Consider the following 19,176-nt stretch of genomic DNA (forward strand, 5'->3'; position numbering starts at 1 on the left):
GCTGAACTCAAGAAATGCGCGATCCCCTGTGGGAGCGGGCGTGCCCGCGAAGGGTCGCAAAGCGGCCCCAAATTACTTAACTGACTGGCATGACCCCTGCCCCTCCTGCAGTTACTCCACCATCACCTTATCCCGGTTGCGCTCCAGCAGGGCATTGCCTATCCCCTTGATCTCCAGCAACTCATCCACCGAGGCAAACGGCCCATTCGCTTCGCGGTAGGCCACAATAGCCTCGGCCTTGGCCTTGCCAATGCCATTCAGCTCCTTCTGCAGGGTCAGGGCATCGGCCTTGTTCAGGTCCAGCCGTTGCGGCTGCTGCACCTGCTGCTGGCTGACTATGGGCACCGGTTCGGCAACCGCTGCCGTATTGGCCGGGGCGGCACTGAGGGAAAAGGACAGGCTGGCGAACAGCGGCAGCAGCAGGTACGACAGAACGTTGTTACGCATGGTGAACACTCCTTGGGTTGGTCTTTTACAGCAGCCGGTTTCCTTCGGCTGTGCCAACAACCCTAGCGACTAACTCGGAAGCAAAACACCCACGCCCACCAGCGAATGGTTACCAGATCCGTCAACAAGCCTATCAACCTCGCCGACCCTCAAACCGAGTTCACAGCCCCCCCTTAGGCGTCGTCCTCACTGAGGCATGGCCCTGCCGACCGACGTGTGGGCAAGTGCCTAAATCTCCGCAAGCGCCTGCCCACCCTTAGCCGGCTGTTTTCCCACAAGGCACGCCGCACAATGCCCCAAGAACCGGAAGCCTGACCATGCCACTGTTGTCGGTGGAGGTGAAATGGGACGCCGCGTTACAACACATCGACCTTGCCCTGGCCTTCGATCCCGATGGGACCAGTCAATCTGTCGAAATCAATTATGTCAGACTTTCCTGAAACGCTTCCCCGCCTCTTCAGCTTTGGACAACAAGCGAACTATCCTACGCTCCGGTCAGAAGCAGCTGAATAGCCGGGGAAATGCCCTAGGGATAACTTCACCGGGTCGCCGATTTGGTGACCGGGTGTGAGAACCCGACGCGAGTTATCTGGCTTGACTGTAATGGCAGTCGTACGCGGGCAGACTACGGTCTGGCCGGGCTTTGTAGCTCCCTCGGTTTCTCACCCCGTGTACGACTGCCACCCTGATCCGTGAGAAAGATCCGCGTGGCGGTTCCACTTTTCAGGAGCTACAGCCATGAAAAACCACGACCAAGCCCCCATCCTAACCGCAGGCATCGAAACCTTCCTCGAAGCCGGCAACCCCACCCTGGACCTGCTGCGCGTGCAGCCCGGCGTTCCGGTAGACGATGCGTATGAGCATGTCTCCGTGCTGCTAGGCTACTGCAAGCACCTGGTACGCGAAGGCGACATGGAGGATGACCACAAGATGCTGGGCGCAGCGGATTACCTACTGGCCCTGGCCAAGGCCCTGATGAACGACATCGAAATTGCCAAGAACAAACGCCACTAAAAGCACTGCCACCAGGCAATCCAAACCCAGTGATCGGGTCGCGGTAACGGGACAAGCCCGTCGCCCGTCCACACCACCGGAGGTGCGGTTTTCCGCACCCGGCGGTTGGACAGCAGGCAAATGCGGCGATACCCCCGACGGAAAGTGAATGCATACGAGCCGGCCAAAAGCTCCCCTATCCGCTCATGCTCAAAGAGCGGCTGAAAGATTGTAGAATCCCCCCGTCCGCAGTTAGCAAGGGCATGCTGACTACAATTCACTTGCCATGTCCCAATGGCTGCCCTTTGGGCCTATCGAGTAAAAAATGATCAAGATCAACTCCACCATCGAATGCTCCAACTCGGCTCCTTTTGTGCTGTTCGGCGGCATCAATGTTCTCGAGTCTGAAGACCTGGCGCTGACCGCCTGTGCCGAATACGTGCGCGTCACACAGAAGCTGGGCATCCCGTATGTGTTCAAAGCCAGCTTTGATAAAGCGAACCGCTCATCGATCCACTCCTACCGTGGCCCCGGCATGGAGGAAGGGCTGCGGATCTTCGAAAAGGTGAAGGCCGAGTTCGGCGTACCGATCATCACCGACGTTCACGAAATCTACCAGGCGGCCCCGGTCGCGGAAGTGGTCGATGTACTGCAGCTGCCGGCTTTCCTCGCCCGCCAGACAGACCTGGTGGTCGCCCTTGCCAAAACCGGCAAGCCAGTGAATATCAAAAAGCCGCAATTCCTTAGCCCGTCGCAAATGCAGAACATCGTGCACAAGTTCAAGGAAGCGGGTAATGACCAGCTGATCTTGTGTGACAGGGGCACGTGCATGGGCTACGACAACCTGGTCGTGGACATGCTTGGCTTCGGCGTCATGAAACGCACCTGCGAAGACCTGCCGATCATCTTTGACGTCACCCATGCCCTGCAAAACCGTGACCCATCCGGCGCGGCTTCCGGGGGCAGGCGTGAGCAGGTGGTAGAGCTGGCGCGTGCGGGAATGGGCGTGGGCCTGGCCGGCCTGTTCCTCGAAGCCCACCCTAACCCTGATCAAGCCAAGTGTGACGGCCCCAGCGCCCTGCCACTGGACAAGCTGGAACCCTTCCTCGCGCAAATCAAGGCGCTCGATGATCTGGTCAAGTCGTTCCCGCCGTTGACCATTGCTTAAGCTGCGATGATGAACTGGGCCGCTTCTGCGTCAGAAGCGGCCGTGTATCAAGACCCAGGGTTGCCGTCGAAAGTGTCAACAACACCGACAATCGCGCCGCCGGGGTCCACCACCATCAAGGCACGGATCTTGTTTTCCAGCATGTAGGCTTCAGCGACCGACTCGCCGCAATCTGCCGGGATGGTATGAGAGTTCAACTTCATGGATTCGATAACGGTGGAGTGAATGACCTGGTTACCCTTCAGCAAAGCACCTCGCAGGACGAAAAGCAGCAATCAGCTTTTTTGTTGTTGCTGGTAGATCCAGTCGACAATCTCACCTGATGGCGCGTACCCGTTGACCAATTCCCTCAGTAATTGACGGATACGAGCAAAGTCATCCACGGCCACGGCATTGAGCAATACACCCAAACGGTCACGCAAAAGATCCCAGCTTATGTAGTCTTCATTCGCAACCATGATCATGGGGTGAACCGTAGGAGAAACGTCGTCACCGATCAACAGCTCTTCAAACAGTTTCTCCCCCGGGCGCAACCCTGTGAACTCAATTGCGATATCGCCGCTGGGGTTCGCTGGACTACGCACGCTAAGGCCCGACAGGTGAATCATTTTTTCGGCCAGCTCCACGATTTTCACCGGCTCGCCCATGTCAAGAACAAACACGTCCCCGCCTTGGCCCATAGCCCCGGCCTGCACGACCAATTGGGCAGCTTCGGGGATAGTCATGAAATAGCGGGTGATTTTTGGGTGCGTAACCGTAATCGGGCCACCGCTTTTGATCTGCTTGTGAAACAACGGTATCACCGAGCCAGAGGAGCCCAGTACGTTGCCAAACCGCACCATGGTGAAGCGGGTTTTATTGACCCGCGCAACCTTGCTGCTGTCACCGTACAACACGGGAGCCGTCTCGCGGCTGAGGGCCTGTAAAATCAACTCCGACAGACGCTTGGTGCCGCCCATTACATTGGTAGGCCGTACTGCCTTGTCGGTGGAGATGAGCACAAAGTTCGCGACACCTGACTGCAAAGCCGCCTGCGCCGTACAGAGCGTGCCATAGACATTATTCAGAATGCCCTCGGCCATGTTGTGCTCAACCATCGGCACATGCTTGTAAGCGGCCGCATGATAGACAGTGGCCACACGCCAGGTCGCCATCACATCTGCCAGATGTTGCTGATTACGCACTGAGCCCAGAATGGGCAACAGCCTCACCGACAGCGATTCGCGTGCAATGCGCTGCTCCAGTTCGGTAAGAATCGCGTACAGGTTGTACTCACTATGATCGAACAGCAGCAAGGTAGTAGGCCCGAGCCCGATGATCTGGCGGCAAAGCTCTGAGCCTATGGAGCCCCCTGCCCCGGTAACCAGGACCGTTTGCTTGTGAATACAGCGTTCGAGCAGATCTTCCTGGGCTGGCACTGGGTCCCGCCCAAGCAGGTCGGCAATGTCGACATCCTGAATGTCATCTACCTTGACCCGGCCACTGGCCAGGTCGGCAAAGGCCGGCACACTGCGCACATGCAGCGGGTACGGCTCAAGCAGGGCCAGTATCTCTTTGCGCCGGGCGCGCGACACGGAAGGCAGGGCCAACAGGATCTCTTGCGCTCCGGTTTCCTTGATCATCTGCTGCAGATGCTTCGGTTTGTAGACCTGCAAGCCGGAAATAACCCGATTGGCCAGATCGCCATCGTCATCGATGAACGCCACCGGACGCATTACACGGCCCATGCGCAGTGCTGCAAGCAACTGGTTGCCGGCCGTGCCAGCGCCGTAGATGGCCACTTTGACCAAGCCGTCATCGCGGCTGGCGAACGGTATCTGATGGGCGCCGGTAAACCAGTCACCCATGAAATACTGGCGCATGACCAGGCGCAACCCGCCAATGATCACCATGCTCAACCACCAATAGTTGAACACGATGGAGCGAGGGACAAGGACCTGGTGGTTGCTGTACCAATACACAACCACGGCCAATATCAGCGATGACAGGGTGACCGCCTTGATGATGGCGACCAAGGCGTCATTACCGAAATAACGCATTACCGCCCGGTACATGCCAAAGCGAATGAACAGCGGAATGGCCACTACCGGTGCAGCCATGAACAGCCAGCGATGCTCGACTATAGGGTTGTACATCTCGTCGATGCCCAGGCGCACGATGAACGACAACCACAGTGCTAGCCAGATCAACACCACGTCGGCGCACACTTGCACCAGGCGTTTTTGCCGCCTGGACAGATTGACGAGGTATTCACGCACCCTGCTGTTCTTCGCTGCGCTCATCTGGCATGCCTCAGCGCAAACAGGCTGCGAATGACGGCCGGCGGCGTTTCAGGGGCCAGGCGCAGGGTAGGTTCACCTGCTGGATGCCTTGGGAGCTTGCTCATCCTATTCTTTTTCCCCTGCTTTATAGATTAACGCCAACACTATCAGAGGTACGTAGGCCACCAAGGTTCCCAGTGCACCATCGAGCTGAAATACCACGACCACCATAGCCACGGGTAACAGCCAACCCAGGTTGATGGCCGCCACGGCCAAGGTGACTGTGCGGTGGCTGCCGTGGTGACGGGTCGCGTACTGGTAAGCATGGCTGCGATGCGCTTGGTAAACCTTGTCGCCGCGCAGCAAACGCCGAACCAAGGTAAATGTGGCATCCACCACGAACACACCCAAAAGTATTAACCACCCCCAGAATAATAGCGGGTTTACCCAACCTGCCAGTAACGCCAGCAGGCCCAGCACCATACCGAGGAAACCACTGCCCGCATCACCCATGAAGATGCGGGCGGGGGGGAAATTCCAGCACAGGAAGCCGGCCACCGTGGCAGCCAGCAACAGGGGTAGCCAGGCGTGATGAGCATGATCGGTTACCCAGTACAACAGGCTGGCCCCCACGCAAACGCAGATGGCCTCGACACTGGCGAGGCCGTCGATACCATCCATGAAGTTATAGAGGTTCAGCAGCCATACCAGGTACAGCGCGCCGAATAGGCTGCTCAGCCACAAGGGGGCCAGCGTAAAGCCAAACACATTGATGGGCGGCATGCCCCCCAGCCAAGCGAGGCCCCAGGCCGCAGCCGCAAAATGGCCCAACAGGCGCCAGCGCGCAGCGATATGCCCGTGGTCGTCCATGAAACCGATCACCGCCACCAGCCCCCCGGCGCCCAGCACCCCGACCACCACGGAGGGTGCGATAGGCCCTGCAATAGCCATACAAAGTGCTGCCAGCAGAAAAGCCACCACAAAGCTCAAGCCGCCGCCGCGCGGGGTAGGCAGTGTGTGTGAGCTACGTGCATTGGGAATGTCCATCAGGCTACGGGACAGCGCATAACGCCGCAGCGCTGCCGTCATCCACCATGCTGCCACGCCTGCCGCCAAAACGAGCCAGATCATGGGCGGCGCGCTTCCAGCAAAGATTGAGCGGTCATTTTCAGTCCTTGTTCCAACGTGTAGGGAGGGTACCAGCCGAGCAACTGCCGGTTCTTGGCAATATCCACCTGCAGTGAGCCGAGCAGGCGCTGGGCGAGGTCCCGCCGCCCCACCAACTGCGCTGCGCCATGCAACACCCCCACCGGCACAGGTAGCAAGCGCGCCGGCTGCCCCAGCACGCGACCTAGGGCATGCAGCAGTTGGCTGAGGGAAACGTCTTCCCCGTCACTGGCCATGAAGGTCTGGTTGGCGGCGTTTGGATGGTCAATGCAGGTAATGATCAGGTCGACCAGGTTGGCCACCGACACCAGGCTGCGACGGTTGTCGACCTTTGCGAATGGCAGTGGCACACCACGCTGCACCCAACGCATCATGCTATGGAAATTGGCCTTGACCCCCGGCCCGTAGACCAGCGTAGGGCGAATCACAACCACCTGCATCGCGGTAGTCGCTGCCAGCTGGCGCAACCCCTGCTCTGCTTCGAGCTTGGACAGCCCATAGGCATCCCGCGGTGCCGGCACATCATCAGCATGCAGCGGCTTGCCTGGCTGGCTGAGCTCACCATTGACCTTGACCGAGCTGATGAAGATAAAGCGCCTTACACCTGCGGCAGCGGCCTGGCGGGCCAGATTGAGCGTGCCCTCGACATTGACCCGACGGAACTCGGCCAGGCTGTCGCTGGCAGTTTCCCTCATGACATGCACCCGGGCAGCGGCATGCACCACAGTATCGACACCGGCCAGTGCTGCAGCCCAGTCGGTGCTGGCGGCGAGGTCAGCGATGCGCACCGCTTGTGCACCCGCAACGGGTGCCTGGCCATTGCCACGCAGTGCGGCTCGGGTATCGAAGCCCACGTTACTGGCCAGCTGACGGCATAGCGCGCTGCCGATGAAGCCGCTTGCACCTGTAACGAGTATCGTGCGTTTTTCCATATAGCTCTGTCTCGAGTCAACGGGGCGCAGGTTTGAACGGAAATTGCCAGGGCGCAACCACTGCCCGATCCACCACCGTGCAACGCGCTTCGGTGCCGCAATGGCCTACCGGACTTGCTGCTTGGCTGCGCGGGTGAACAGCTAAAGCAGGCTACGATAGAGCTCGGCATAGCCAGACGCCATGGCCGATGCGGTGAATACCTGCTCATAGCGCTGCAACGCCCGCCCTCCCATGGTTTGGGCCATGGCCGGATCGTCCCACAACCGTTGCATGGCTTGCGCCAGCGCTGCGGCATCGCGTGGAGGCACTACCAGCCCCGTCTCGTCGGCCAGGTTGATGAACGTTGTGCCCGATCCCATTTCGCAGGAGATAAGCGGTTTGCCATACATGGCCGCCTCCAGCAGCGAGATGCCGAACGACTCCGAACGCAGGTGGGACGGGAAAGCGAAGGCGTAGCACAGTTCAAGCAACGCCGCCTTGTCGTCATCCGGAAGCCCGCCCAGGAACTGGACATTGTGCAACCCCGCCTCCGCCGCCTGCTGCTTCAGCTGATGCTCAAGGAAGCCGCCCCCCATGATCACCACCGGCAAGCCGTTGATACGCGCGGCTTCCAGCAAATAATCCAGGCCCTTGTAATAGCGCAAGGCGCCAACGAACAGGAAAAAACGCTCGCCCAGGCGTTGCCGCCAATAGGCCAGCTTCTCGGCACTGGCGGCGGGGTAAGTGGACCGGTCCAAACCATAGGGAATTATGGCGACCTTGTCTTTGAACTGGGTCAGCACCGGGCTATGTGCGGCATAATTCGGCGAAGATGCAACTATACGATCAACGCTGGAAAAGAACCGCCGCATCAAGGGCTGGTAGAGCTTGAGCAGCCACTTTTGCTTGACGATATCGGAGTGGTAGCTGACCACGGTCGGTTTGTTCAGCCGGGCCAGGAAGTGCACAACATCCATGTACGGCCAGGGGAAGTGGTAATGCACGATGTCTGCCTGGCTGGCGAGTTCGGCAAAATCCTTCATTGCCGACAGCGAGAAGCCCGTGGAGGCGACGTGCAAATCCAGCTTGGCCCGATGGGTGCGGTGGTTGGCCACGCGTTCGTCACGCCCTGAGCCCCGTGGGCTGAGGTAGAGCACTTCAGGTTCAACGCCGTGGGCTTGAGTCCCTTCGGCAATCTGGAAGATTACCTGCTCGATACCGCCCATGGAGTCCGGGTAGTACGTTTTGAAAAAATGCAGAACCTTTATCATCTTTCCCTGACCGACTTGTAAACCTCGACCGTTGCCTGGGCACAGCGCTCCCACGAGAAGCCGCCGGCATGCAACAGGCCCTGCTGCACCGCCGTTGCCCGCCAGGCTTCGTCCTCAAGCCCTTGCTGCAACAATGCAGTCAACCCTTCTACATCATCAGGTGCGCACATCAGCGCAGCCGGGCCTGCCACCTCCGGCAGCGACGAGCTGTTGGAGCACACAACGGGCACCCCGGAGCTCATGGCTTCAAGTACCGGCAAGCCAAACCCTTCGTAATGCGACGGGAAGGTGAACAGGCGCGCGCCGGCGAACAGCAAAGGCAGGTCTGCGCTGGCCACGAACCCGAGGTAGCGTGCCCACCCCTGCTGCTGCGCCTGGGCGATACGGTCATGAATGGCTTCGCTGCGCCAACCATGGTAACCGGTAAGAATCAACGGCCAGCGTTGGCGCAGGGCGAGCGGCAGACGACTGTAGGCATCCAGTAGCGAGACGATGTTCTTGCGCGGCTCGATGGTGCCGACGAACAGGCTATAGCCGCGCGGTTGCAGGCCATGGCGGGCCAAGGCCTCGCGCAGGGCCTCTGTGCTGCGCGGGTGAAACCCTGGTGAGCTTGCCAACGGTACCGTATGGATACGCTCGATAGGCCAGGCAAAATAATCAGCCAGTTCTTGCCGGGTGTAATGTGAGTCCGTGATCAATGCATCAGCACGCTTGAGCGTAAGTTCCAGCTCTTTCTGCAGGTAGCGGGCAATTTGCGGTGCATGACAGTGTGCCCAGGTGAATGGGGAAAGGTCATGGAACGTGGCCACGCTCCGCCCGCCGAAAGGTGGCAGATAATAATTGGGACTGTGGTAGATAGACCCCTCATGGCCGGACAATGCTCGCTTACGCAGATAGGGCATCAGCCGCCGGTAAGCCTCGACTGCCAGAGCGTTCTTTTGCACTAAGCGCTTTAGCCCGTGAACCGCATCTGACTGATCGGCAGGCTTGGGCAAGGCCGGCAAAAAACTGCGACCGGCAAAAAACCGTAGGTCTTCAATCTCTTGATTTTGCTGCAGCCGGGAGGCCAGCTCGAATGTGTAGCGCCCAATGCCAGTCAGCGGGAAGCGAATTGGCTCGACTGAAAGAATGAGCTTCATTGATTTGCAAGCATCCAACCCAGCGTTTCATCCAGCGACGGAGTTTCCCAGCCAGGTAGCAAGGCCCGCAGCTTTGCGTTGTCACCACACAGGGTTTTGACCTCGTTAGCGCGGACAAAAGCCGGATTCACCTGTACCTCGAGTTGGTGCCCCGTGATAGCCGAGCACTTGCCGAGCACTTCGCGCAACGAATGGGTTGTACCAGAGCTGACATTGATCGCCTGCCCGACCGGCCGTGCTTCGATCAAGCCACGATAGGCCTGGACAACCGCGCGTACGTCACTGAAGTCGCGCCAGACATCCAGGTTGCCAAGCTCGATCACTTCGGCCTTGCGGCGAAAGTGCGAGACGATCTTGGGTAGCAGGAAGTTGTCTGCCTGCCCGACACCGGTGTAGTTGAAGGGCCGCGCGATAACGATAGGCAGCCGATCGCACCACAACCTGGCCATGTATTCCATGGCCAGTTTGCTGACCGCGTAATCATTGGCGGGCGCCGGCGGCGTCTGCTCGTTCAGCAGCCCTTCGGAAACGTTGCCGTAAACATTGGCACTGCTGGCAAGCAACACACACTCGGGTGTTTTGCCGCAGGCCGCAATAGCTTCGAGCAGGTTGCGCGTACCTATCAGGTTGACCTGATAGAACGCGTCGGCAGCACCATGCCCTACAAAAGCAATGGCAGCCAGATGGACGATGACATCCGGCTGCAGTTCGGCCAGCAACGCGCGTAACCCAGGCCCATCGGCAAGGTCGGCCTGACGGTAGTCAGGGGCCTGCAGGGGCTGGCTGCCAGTGCCGAAAACTTCATAGCCAGCAGCTCGTAGTTCTGCCGCCATGTAGCGGCCGGTGAACCCGTGTATACCTGTGATGAGTGCGCGTTTGCTGGCCATTTGCATCAGAACGAGAACCCTTGTTCGTTACGACGCAGGTCGGCTTCGACCATCATGCGGCACAGCTCTTCGAGGCTGGTCTTGGGCTCCCAGCCCAGCACATTCTTGGCCTTTTCCGGGTTGCCGATAAGCAGTTCGACTTCGGCTGGGCGGTAGAATTTCGGGTTGATGACAACCAGTACCTTACCGGTTGCAGCGCAGCTGCCCTGCTCTGCTTCGTCTTTGCCGCTCCACTTGATTTCAATACCGACTGCCTTGAAGGCCATGGTAACGAAGTCGCGTACGGTTTCGGTACGGTTGGTGGCGAGCACGAAGGTATCCGGTTCGGCAGCCTGCAGCATGCGCCACATGCCCTCAACGTATTCCTTGGCGAAGCCCCAGTCACGTTTGGCGTCGAGGTTACCCAGCTCCAGCTTGTCCAGCAGGCCCAGCTTGATCTTGGCTACCGAGTCGGTGATCTTGCGGGTCACGAACTCACGGCCACGCAGTGGCGACTCGTGGTTGAACAGGATGCCGCTGGTGGCGAAGATGTTGTACGACTCACGGTAGTTGATGGTCATCCAGTGAGCGTAGAGCTTGGCCACACCGTAAGGGCTGCGCGGGTAGAAGGGGGTGGTTTCGACCTGCGGAATTTCCTGCACCTTGCCGAACATTTCCGAGGTGGAAGCCTGGTAGAAGCGCGCCTTGGGGTTAACGATACGAATGGCTTCGAGCAGGTTGACCGCACCCAGGCCGGTGATTTCGGCGGTGGTCAGCGGTTGCTCGAACGACACACCCACAAAGCTTTGCGCGGCGAGGTTGTATACCTCGGTGGCCTCGGTGGTTTGCAGCAAACGGATGCTGGCCGACAGGTCGGTGAGGTCGTATTCGACCAGGTGCAGGTTAGGGTTGGTATGGATACCCAACTCCTCGATGCGCCAGAAGTTGACCGAGCTGGTGCGACGGTAGGTGCCGTAAACGGTGTAACCCTTTTCCAGCAGCAGTTCCGCCAGGTAGGCGCCGTCTTGACCAGTGATCCCAGTAACGATTGCTTTCATGCGACTTAACCAACTCCGATAGTGCCGTGCGGGCATGGATAAATAATGGAACCACGCGGGCCGTTCCTGCCGTGCGTGTAAAGATTCAATGCGGAAGTATACATAGGTCGGACGGAGGACTCGACTTGCAAAATAACCGCGTGGCCGGTTGTGCTGTATCGGCTTGCCGGCCGGTGCCTTGGGCAGGGTGCAACGGGTGAACGACCTAGTAGATGAGGTGAAGGATAAGTACCCGGGCAAAGGCTTGCCAGCCTCTAGCGTGTAGGAAAGGTCTGAAACGGAAGGCGGGGCCCGTGCCGACCACCGCCTGCCGCCCAGCGCTCAATCAGCCGCGCGCATTGACCCGCGCCACATCACCACCCGGCAGGCTGGTTTCAGGCACCGGGCTAAGCCAAACGTTGACATTGTTGACGCTTTCCTCGGTCAACTCCCCTGCCCAGCGGTTCAGCAGAAACAGGTTGGTGATGAAGTCGTACTGGGTTTTCAGCAAGTCGCGCCGGGCCTTGAATTCGTTCTGCACCGCGGTCAGCACATCCACGGCGTTGACCACGCCGAAAGAAAATGCCTTCTGCGCCGCCAGGCTGGACTGCTGCGCCGATGACAATGCATTGCGGTTGGCGCGGATCTTCTCGACAGCGGCCTGCGCGGTCAGGTAGGCAGTGGTAGTTTCCTTGACCACCTGGCGGCGCACGCCCTCCAGCTGCTCCTCAGCTGCCAGCTGATCATCGTACAGCCCACGCACACGAGCAGAGGTGGAACCCCCGCTGTAGATCGGAATTTTCAACCCCAGCGACGCTACATAGCTGTCACTGCGCGGCGTTTGAGTGTTGTCATAACCTTGGTCGTTCTGCTGCGCAGTCAAGCTCAGGCCCAACTGCGGATAGTGCTCACCCTTGCCTTCGCGCACCGCCGCTGTGGCTGCGTCTGCTCCACTTTGGTACGACTTGAGCATCGGATTGGTTTCGATAGCCTGAGTGACCCAGTTTTGCAAGGGCCGGGTAGGCGCCTGCAACGCTACGTCATTACGAACCCGGCTAAGCGGCTCGGTAATCGGGCGCCCGACAATCTCGGCCAACGCCTCGCGGCTGACCTGCACCTGGTTGCGCGCTTCTACTTCCTGCGCAAGCAAAAAGTCTACCCGCGCCTGCATATCCAGCTTGTCGGTAATCTTGGCCATTTGCCGGTCGAACATGCTACTGACGCGGTCAAGGTTTTTCTGGGTGGCCCGGCGCTCCGCCTGTACCAGGGCCAACTCGTCGTCTGCCGCCAGCGCTACGAAGTAACGCTTGGCCAGGTCGACCGTGGCCTCCGCCAGGGTATCCTCCGCCTCATACCCCTTCTGGGCCTTGAGGCTCTTGGACTTCTGATAACGCTCCCACGCCGGCTTGTTGTACAGATACTGGGTCAAGCTGAGCGAGTAGGTTTCGGTATTGTAGATGTCGCGCTCGAGTTCGTTCTTTCGCAGAATCCGGCTGGAGTTGGCATTGGCCGACACCTGGGGCAACAACCCACCCAGCGCGGCACGCTGCTGCTCACTTGCAGAGCGCGCCCGTGCGTAGGCCGCCAACACCCGCGGGTCTTCAAGGCGCGCCTCCCGGTACAACCCGGCCAGGTCCAACGCATAAGTAGAAGCCGACACGCCCTTCGGAGCAACGCCTTCGCCACCCCTCCCCTCTACAGCCACCGCCTGCCAGGCGACCATGCACAACATTACTCCCGGTAGCAAACGCAGCACGATCATTCCTCAATCAGCGATTCGGCGAACATGTTGCGCGCCGGTTTCAGCAGGTATTGCAGCATGGTGCGGTCGCCTGCATTGATCAAGACTTCGGCCGGCATGCCAGGTTGCAGCTTGCGACCGGCCAGTTTCTTCATGCCGTCTTCGGTGACTTTAACGCGCACCAGGTAGTACTGATCGCCCGAGCGCTCATCAACCAGGCTGTCCGCCGAAATGCGCGTCAGCTTACCCTCGATGATCGGCGTAGTAGCCTGGTTGAAAGCCGAGAAGCGGACGTCCGCAGTTTTGCCCAATTCCAGCCGGTCGATATCCCGCGGGGCTACTTTGGCTTCAACTACAAGCTCGGACTGCGCTGGCACAATATCCAATAGCGGCGTTGCGGCACTGACGACACCGCCAATGGTGTGCACCTTCATATCCAGCACCATGCCGCTTTCAGGGGCACGTATAACTACGCGGGAGAGGCGGTCGCGAAGCGCTGCTTCCTTTTCCTGCAGATCGAACACCTGAGCCTGTACGTCGGAAAGCTCCTTGGCAACATCGGCATCGAACTTCTTCTTCAACTGCACGATTTGCAGTTCGGTCTCGCCAATCTGCAACTTGGTCTTGGTGATGCTGGACTGGTGGTCAGCCACTTCGGTCTTGAGCATGTCAAGCTTACGCTCCTGCTCCAGCAACCGCTGGTTGTCGACAAACCCCTCTGCCAGCAACTCTTTCAGTTGCTTGATTTCACCGGAATACGACTTCTCCAGACCTGTCTTGGTGCGAATCATGTCGTTCAAGCCAGCAATCTGCTGCTGCATTTGCTGAATGCGCTCGCGGTTGACAGAAATTTCGCCCTGCAAGGAATCATGGCGCGCCTTGAACACTTGCTGCTCACCGGCCAACGCTTCCTGGGCACGATCAGAGTCGGTGCCCTCCATCGTCACCGCCGGGATCGACGCCAGGCCGTCGCGCTCGGCGCGCAGGCGTGCCTCTTTATAGCGTGCAACGATAAGCTGGTTGCGGGTGGACTCGTATTCAGCGCTGAGCTGTGACTCGTCCAGCACTATCAGCGGGTCACCTTTGTTCACCAGGTCACCATCCCGGGCATGCAGCTCTTTGACGATACCGCCTTCCAGGTGCTGCACGGTCTTGCGGTAGTTCTGCACGGTGACCACGCCAGTGCCGTGCACTGAGTTGCTCAAAGGGGCGAAAGCCGCCCAGGTACCGAAAATGCCGAAGGTGACAAAGACGATGGTCAAACCAATCCGGCGTATACCGCGGTCCGACGTTGGCATGTCATCGAAATTGTGGTCGAAATTTGTAATTGCTTTACTGCTCATCTAGAAGTCCTTTCAAGCGCCAGTACTGGTAGTTGCGGGCACAACCGCCGCAGGCGCAGCATCTGGCGCGGGTGGAGCAGTTGGCGCAGTGGCAGGCGCCTGGGCAGCCGCCGCTTGCGCCCCACGCTGCTGAAGCTTGGCTTGCTGGGCGGCCAGTTCAGCGATAACGCGATCGCGCTCGCCGTACAGCGAAATGGTGCCACCGGCCATTACCAGAATACGGTCCAGGCGGGTAAGGATATTGGGGCGGTGAGAGACGATAAATACCGTGGCACCAGTTTCCTTGAGCTTTTGCAGTGCCACCCCCAATGCGCGCTCGCCCACATCGTCCAGGTTGGAGTTCGGCTCGTCGAGCACGATCAGGCGCGGGTTGCCGTAAATGGCGCGCGCCAGACCGATCCGTTGGCGCTGACCACCTGACAAATTCACGCCCTCACTACCAATGACCGTGTCGTAACCGTCTGGCAACATCAGGATCATTTCATGCACACCGGCCATCTGCGCGGCTTGCACTACTTTCTCAGGGTCAACCTTGTCGAAGCGCGCGATGTTTTCGCTGATGCTGCCCTCGAACAGTTCGATGTCTTGCGGCAGGTAACCCACGTACGGGCCAAGCGCCTGCTTATCCCAGCTGGCGATATCGGCGCCATCAAGGCGCACCACGCCATGCTGTGGCGGCCAGATCCCCATCAAAGCACGCACAAGCGTGGATTTGCCCGCAGCACTCGGACCAACGATACCCACGATTGAACCTGCCGGCGCTACAAAACTGATGCTTCGCAATACAGGGGCTTTGGCACCAGGAGGCGCTACGATCAGGTTCTCGACCTGAATGTGGCCTTCCGGCGCAGGCAATGGCATGCGTTCAGGCTCATTGTTCAGGTCATCCATCACTTTGTTGAGACGGTCATATTGCACTTTGGCTGCGACAAAGCCTTTCCAGCTGCTGATCATCTGGTCGATCGGCGCTAGCGCACGCCCCAGCAGCAGCGAGCCCGCCATCAACAACCCAGGGTTAATTTCATGGGTAACGACCAGATACGCGCCAATGGCCAGCATGATCGACTGCGACCACATACGGAACGTTTTAGAGGTAGAGCTTACGATCCCACCTTTGTCACTGGCCTGTGACTGCAGCATCATGATGTTGCGTTGGCGTTTAGCCCACCGGTTCATCAGCGTCTCGAGCATACCCATAGACTCGATCACTTCGGCGTTACGCAGCGTCTTGGTCGTTACCACGTTGGAGGCCACGTTCTCTTTATTGGCCGCAGCCAACGCCTGCCCTGTAAGGCGGTGGTTGACGACAGCCAGCACCGACAGAACGGCACCACATGCCAGCGTCATCCAGCCGAACCACGGGTGAAAGAGGAACATCACGATGGTGTAAATCGGAAACCAGGGAGCATCGAAGAAAGCAAACAAGCCTGGCCCAGTAAAAAATTGGCGCAAGGCTGTGAGGTCATTCAAGGATTGCGCAGTTGCATCCGCACCACCACTGGTCAGCGCGCGCTTGAAGCTTGCACGGTATACATCCCGACTGAGCAACACATCCAGACGGTTACTGATACGAACCATGATGCGAGAACGCACCCACTCCAGTGCCCCCATTGTGAGTAGCAGCACTGTCAGGATCAGCGTCAACATGAGCAATGTTGAAGTGCTGCTGGAGGGCACGACTCGACCCGATACCTGGATCATGAAGAAGGTAGGCACCAGCATCAGCGCGTTGACGAAGAAGCTGAAGAAACCGACCGAAAGGAAGCTGCTTTTACAAGCTTTCAGGGCAGCTTGCAGATTATTTTCGGATTGTGAACTCATGGTATCCATACTGAGAAAGGCGGAAGCGGCAGGCAGTGTAACACCCGCATAGGTACGTCTGGCTCTCAGATTATCCGGAAACGGGCTCGTTCCCCGACCAGCCGCGATTATTCATGAAAGTTTGTTGAGCAATCCGGCCCTGAACCTCCACCTTTCGCCAGACGCAACACAAGGCGACAAACGGCTAGCAGGTCAAACCTTCCTGCCAAGTCTTTGTCAAAAAAATCAGGGCGAGGCGAAACCTGCGTAGCGCTTTGGGTAGGCTGCTGATTTTTCTAACATTTTTCTCTGCCCTGGGTAATCCTATTATTTTTGTCGGGTACTAAAACCAGACCCTCGAGAGCGCGAAAGTCAGCGCTAAGTTCCGGACGAATATGAAATTTTTTTTAGATTTCTTGGTTGACAACCCTTCCCTCTGACGGCATCTTCGCCACTCGCAGGGAGCCTTCACCGGCCGTTTGGTGCACGCACGGGTTTGAGCAAGTTAGCTACCAGTGTTTTTGCTTAAAAGGAGCTTAACAACGCCATGTCTATGCCTTCGCAGACCCTTGACGGCCTGAAAATCAGTTCCCGGGTTACACTGCTCGAGCCGGGCATGTACATCTTCCGCTACGCCTCGCAGCCCCCTGCAGACAAGCCCGTGTGCATCGCGCTACAGCAAGCGCCATTGGGCAAAGGCTCCATCGACTTCTTCCCCGCCGAGGGCGTCAGCAAAAACATGCTGACCAAACTGGGCGATACCATCGTGGCTCGAGTGAAAGGTGGCGTGACCACCGTTCTTATCACCGAATACCACATGTTCGACGAAGTGATCGACCCAATCGACCTTCGCATCGACCGCATAGACACCTCGCCGGCCATCATGCGCACCTACGCTGTTGTCGCAACCGCGGAGCCAGCCCAGGCCATTGCTGCCAGCGCCAAGCCCTTGCCCGTCAAGCTTACCGCCCACCTGAAAAAGGCGGGTGAGGTAACCTCCAATGAGGGTTGGGTAGGTGCACCCGGCACCGAAGACTTCATTGAATCGTTTGCCGTCGAATGGGCTGAAAAACCGGTAGGCGTCGACTTGCTCTACACCTGCATGGTGGCTGGCTCAGGCCCTTGTCGCAATGTGTCGACGGGGACCTTCGTCGGTGCCAAAGCGCAGGGCCTGCCACTGCTGTGTGTTGGTTTCAGCCTGGTCGGCCCTCTGCGCAAAAACTACGAATTGACTGGTGTTGTGGTGTTCGGCAATGCCGAACCACAACGCCTGGTCGCCAATCAGATGATGCATGGCCCCACCGGCAACGAGCCGCTGGTGGCGCTGCATATCGCCCTGACCCCCGTTACGAAGATGAACGCTGCCCGCCTTAAGTCTCCGTGGGAAAACTCTGCAACTGAGCAGACTACTATTGCAGCAGGCCAACCGGCCTGAAGTAACAGGAATACACCATGCAATACGATAACCCCGTATCGAGCAGCGACGTACAAGCTACTCTGACCGCTGAAAGCGCCAACCTGTCCGACTCCACCATCGAGGCTATCAACAGCCTGCTGAACCTGGACAACGCAGAGACCGTTTCGGTTGCTGGTATCAACGGCACTACCGTTCAGCTGCCAGCTTCCGGTGCTGCAAGCATCGTTCAAGGCACTGTTGAAGGCGTTAAAGGCGACACCGTGGTACTGGACCTGGCCGCTGCTGAAGCTGCTGGCGCCAGCGTTTACCACCTGCAGAGCGACGCCAACCTGGTCGTGAACCTGGAAGGCCAAGCTGCCGCCCCTGCTGCCGACGTTCAAGCCTTCGCTGCCCTGGCCGCAGTCGACACCTCGGGTATCGAACTGGTAGTGGCTACCGGCAACGGTGACGACGTAATCACCGTTAAAGGCGACCAGAACACCCTGATCGACGCTGGCGACGGCAACGACACCATCGTTACCGGCAATGGCGACAACGTAGTTATCGCTGGTGCTGGCAACAACAACGTGACCACCGGTTCGGGTAATGACACTGTCATCCTGAGCGGCAGCAACCACGCTGACATCGTCAACACTGGCGAAGGCTACGACGTTGTTCAGTTGGATGGTTCGCGCGATGACTACGCCTTCGCTGTCGGCAACAACTTCACCGTGAACCTGACCGGTAACCAGACTGCTGCCATCAGCAACGCTGAGTTCCTGAGCTTCGTGAATGGCGAAGAAGTTGAAACCGTAGCCCTGGCTCACAGCGAAGCAGAAGCTTCTGCCCTGCGCCTGTTCCAAGGCATCCTGGACCGCGATGCTGACCTGACCGGCGCTAAGTCGTTCGTTGCTCAAGTCAACAACGGCACCTCGCTGTCCGACATCGCCAACGAGTTCCTGAACTCGTCCGAATACGCCGGCGCGAAAAACGCTGCTGACGTGAACGAGCTGTACCAAGCTCTGCTGGGCCGTGCTGCTGATGATTCGGGTGCGAGCACCTGGACCGACCTGCTGGCCAACGGCGGCTCGCTGGCTGATGTAGCCGCTGCCATCGCCGTCTCGAGCGAAGCTCAGACTCTCGACCAGTCGAACGGTGACTTCATCCGCGAGCTGTACTCCAACGTTCTGGGCCGTGATGCTGAGCAGCAGGACCTGGACTTCTGGGTATCCTCGCTGTACAACGGCGCAAGCCGCTCCGAAGTGGTTTCGGACATCATCACTTCCAACGAAGCTAGCGCCAAAGCCAACAACGACTTCGTCGAGTCGCTGTACGAGTCGGCCTTGGGTCGCGCTTCGGAAGCTGGTGAGAAGGACTACTGGACCGCTCAGATCGAGCAAGGTGCTTCCCACGCAGACGTCGCCATCGGCATCGTTGGTTCGAACGAAGCTGTTGCTAACATCGACAACGTCGTTGTACTGCACGGCCAAGTGTAACTAGCCCTGCTGTAGCGCTGCGTATGTCCGGCTTTCGGGCCGGGCATATGCCAAAGGGGCGACTTTCGGGTCGCCCCTCTTTTTATTATCTGTAGCCAAGCCAAGCTTATGTCCAGACAACTCGACCATGGGCGAGAGA

The 19,176-nt window shown here is 58.7% G+C and carries 17 protein-coding genes; 5 read left to right on the forward strand and 12 right to left on the reverse strand.

Translation table 11 applies throughout. From position 1 onward, the window contains the following. Positions 1–111: 111 nt before the first annotated feature. Positions 112–447: a helix-hairpin-helix domain-containing protein gene (locus G1E_RS11725; RefSeq protein ID WP_029885250.1), complete on the reverse strand. Its 336-nt coding sequence runs from the start codon at positions 445–447 to the stop codon at positions 112–114. 317 nt (positions 448–764) lie between these two features. On the opposite strand from G1E_RS11725, the gene G1E_RS29445 reads away from it, so the two are divergent. From G1E_RS29445 to kdsA, 3 genes are all read left to right on the forward strand, one after another. Next, the gene (locus G1E_RS29445) at positions 765–887 is read left to right on the forward strand and encodes a hypothetical protein (protein ID WP_009685952.1); all 123 of its coding nucleotides are present in this window, start codon (positions 765–767) and stop codon (positions 885–887) included. A 298-nt stretch (positions 888–1,185) separates the two neighbouring features. Beyond that, positions 1,186–1,461, forward strand: coding sequence for a DUF3077 domain-containing protein (locus G1E_RS11730; protein ID WP_009685953.1), 276 nt, complete (start codon positions 1,186–1,188; stop codon positions 1,459–1,461). Between the two features lie 304 nt (positions 1,462–1,765). Continuing rightward, entirely contained in the window at positions 1,766–2,608 is an 843-nt protein-coding gene (gene kdsA, locus G1E_RS11735; protein ID WP_009685954.1) for a 3-deoxy-8-phosphooctulonate synthase, read from the forward strand. Positions 2,609–2,655: 47 nt separating this feature from the next. On the opposite strand, the gene G1E_RS11740 is transcribed toward kdsA, so the two are convergent. The 11 genes from G1E_RS11740 to G1E_RS11790 all read right to left on the reverse strand — a co-directional run bounded on the left by G1E_RS11740 (position 2,656) and on the right by G1E_RS11790 (position 16,166). After that, a complete protein-coding gene (locus G1E_RS11740; protein WP_009685955.1) occupies positions 2,656–2,883 on the reverse strand; it encodes a KpsF/GutQ family protein in 228 nt (75 codons plus the stop codon). Further along, on the reverse strand, positions 2,884–4,890 hold the full coding sequence (locus G1E_RS11745) for a nucleoside-diphosphate sugar epimerase/dehydratase (protein ID WP_009685956.1): 2,007 nt from the start codon (positions 4,888–4,890) through the stop codon (positions 2,884–2,886). A 105-nt stretch (positions 4,891–4,995) separates the two neighbouring features. After that, positions 4,996–6,000, reverse strand: coding sequence for a glycosyltransferase family 4 protein (locus tag G1E_RS11750; protein WP_047149834.1), 1,005 nt, complete (start codon positions 5,998–6,000; stop codon positions 4,996–4,998). Beyond that, positions 5,997–6,968, reverse strand: a complete 972-nt coding sequence (locus tag G1E_RS11755) for an SDR family oxidoreductase (protein WP_009685959.1) — start codon at positions 6,966–6,968, stop codon at positions 5,997–5,999. The genes G1E_RS11750 and G1E_RS11755 overlap by 4 nt, the downstream gene beginning before the upstream one ends. 141 nt (positions 6,969–7,109) lie before the next feature. Further along, positions 7,110–8,219 (reverse strand): glycosyltransferase family 4 protein, encoded by a 1,110-nt coding sequence (locus G1E_RS11760; protein ID WP_047149835.1) that lies wholly within the window; start codon positions 8,217–8,219, stop codon positions 7,110–7,112. Next, complete coding sequence (locus tag G1E_RS11765; protein WP_009685962.1) at positions 8,216–9,358, reverse strand: glycosyltransferase family 1 protein; 1,143 nt, start codon at positions 9,356–9,358, stop codon at positions 8,216–8,218. Before G1E_RS11765 ends, G1E_RS11760 begins: the two co-directional genes overlap by 4 nt. Next, positions 9,355–10,251 (reverse strand): GDP-mannose 4,6-dehydratase, encoded by an 897-nt coding sequence (locus tag G1E_RS11770; RefSeq protein ID WP_009685963.1) that lies wholly within the window; start codon positions 10,249–10,251, stop codon positions 9,355–9,357. The genes G1E_RS11765 and G1E_RS11770 overlap by 4 nt, the downstream gene beginning before the upstream one ends. Further along, positions 10,251–11,282 (reverse strand): GDP-mannose 4,6-dehydratase, encoded by a 1,032-nt coding sequence (gene gmd, locus G1E_RS11775; protein WP_009685964.1) that lies wholly within the window; start codon positions 11,280–11,282, stop codon positions 10,251–10,253. Before gmd ends, G1E_RS11770 begins: the two co-directional genes overlap by 1 nt. Before the next feature lie 325 nt (positions 11,283–11,607). Continuing rightward, positions 11,608–13,023, reverse strand: coding sequence for a TolC family outer membrane protein (locus G1E_RS11780; RefSeq protein WP_033691017.1), 1,416 nt, complete (start codon positions 13,021–13,023; stop codon positions 11,608–11,610). Further along, the gene (locus G1E_RS11785; RefSeq protein WP_009685966.1) at positions 13,020–14,345 is read right to left on the reverse strand and encodes an HlyD family type I secretion periplasmic adaptor subunit; all 1,326 of its coding nucleotides are present in this window, start codon (positions 14,343–14,345) and stop codon (positions 13,020–13,022) included. The genes G1E_RS11780 and G1E_RS11785 overlap by 4 nt, the downstream gene beginning before the upstream one ends. Positions 14,346–14,357: 12 nt before the next feature. After that, positions 14,358–16,166, reverse strand: a complete 1,809-nt coding sequence (locus G1E_RS11790) for a type I secretion system permease/ATPase (RefSeq protein WP_047149836.1) — start codon at positions 16,164–16,166, stop codon at positions 14,358–14,360. Between the two features lie 532 nt (positions 16,167–16,698). Here G1E_RS11790 and G1E_RS11795 point away from each other — a divergent pair. Together G1E_RS11795 and G1E_RS11800 are read left to right on the forward strand one after the other, a co-directional pair. Continuing rightward, on the forward strand, positions 16,699–17,580 hold the full coding sequence (locus G1E_RS11795) for a hypothetical protein (RefSeq protein ID WP_009685968.1): 882 nt from the start codon (positions 16,699–16,701) through the stop codon (positions 17,578–17,580). 17 nt (positions 17,581–17,597) lie between these two features. Then, positions 17,598–19,037: a DUF4214 domain-containing protein gene (locus G1E_RS11800; protein WP_047149837.1), complete on the forward strand. Its 1,440-nt coding sequence runs from the start codon at positions 17,598–17,600 to the stop codon at positions 19,035–19,037. Positions 19,038–19,176 lie beyond the last annotated feature (139 nt).

Source organism: Pseudomonas sp. TJI-51, from assembly GCF_000190455.2.
Lineage (GTDB): Bacteria > Pseudomonadota > Gammaproteobacteria > Pseudomonadales > Pseudomonadaceae > Aquipseudomonas > Aquipseudomonas juntendi.

What these genes read in the sequence shown, in the direction of transcription:
- G1E_RS11725 (WP_029885250.1), bottom strand. Translation starts at nt 447, where the DNA reads ATGCGTAACAACGTTCTGTCGTACCTGCTGCTGCCGCTGTTCGCCAGC.
- G1E_RS29445 (WP_009685952.1), top strand. Translation starts at nt 765, where the DNA reads ATGCCACTGTTGTCGGTGGAGGTGAAATGGGACGCCGCGTTACAACAC.
- G1E_RS11730 (WP_009685953.1), top strand. Translation starts at nt 1,186, where the DNA reads ATGAAAAACCACGACCAAGCCCCCATCCTAACCGCAGGCATCGAAACC.
- kdsA (WP_009685954.1), top strand. Translation starts at nt 1,766, where the DNA reads ATGATCAAGATCAACTCCACCATCGAATGCTCCAACTCGGCTCCTTTT.
- G1E_RS11745 (WP_009685956.1), bottom strand. Translation starts at nt 4,890, where the DNA reads ATGAGCGCAGCGAAGAACAGCAGGGTGCGTGAATACCTCGTCAATCTG.
- G1E_RS11750 (WP_047149834.1), bottom strand. Translation starts at nt 6,000, where the DNA reads ATGATCTGGCTCGTTTTGGCGGCAGGCGTGGCAGCATGGTGGATGACG.
- G1E_RS11755 (WP_009685959.1), bottom strand. Translation starts at nt 6,968, where the DNA reads ATGGAAAAACGCACGATACTCGTTACAGGTGCAAGCGGCTTCATCGGC.
- G1E_RS11760 (WP_047149835.1), bottom strand. Translation starts at nt 8,219, where the DNA reads ATGATAAAGGTTCTGCATTTTTTCAAAACGTACTACCCGGACTCCATG.
- G1E_RS11765 (WP_009685962.1), bottom strand. Translation starts at nt 9,358, where the DNA reads ATGAAGCTCATTCTTTCAGTCGAGCCAATTCGCTTCCCGCTGACTGGC.
- G1E_RS11770 (WP_009685963.1), bottom strand. Translation starts at nt 10,251, where the DNA reads ATGCAAATGGCCAGCAAACGCGCACTCATCACAGGTATACACGGGTTC.
- gmd (WP_009685964.1), bottom strand. Translation starts at nt 11,282, where the DNA reads ATGAAAGCAATCGTTACTGGGATCACTGGTCAAGACGGCGCCTACCTG.
- G1E_RS11780 (WP_033691017.1), bottom strand. Translation starts at nt 13,023, where the DNA reads ATGATCGTGCTGCGTTTGCTACCGGGAGTAATGTTGTGCATGGTCGCC.
- G1E_RS11785 (WP_009685966.1), bottom strand. Translation starts at nt 14,345, where the DNA reads ATGAGCAGTAAAGCAATTACAAATTTCGACCACAATTTCGATGACATG.
- G1E_RS11790 (WP_047149836.1), bottom strand. Translation starts at nt 16,166, where the DNA reads ATGAGTTCACAATCCGAAAATAATCTGCAAGCTGCCCTGAAAGCTTGT.
- G1E_RS11795 (WP_009685968.1), top strand. Translation starts at nt 16,699, where the DNA reads ATGCCTTCGCAGACCCTTGACGGCCTGAAAATCAGTTCCCGGGTTACA.
- G1E_RS11800 (WP_047149837.1), top strand. Translation starts at nt 17,598, where the DNA reads ATGCAATACGATAACCCCGTATCGAGCAGCGACGTACAAGCTACTCTG.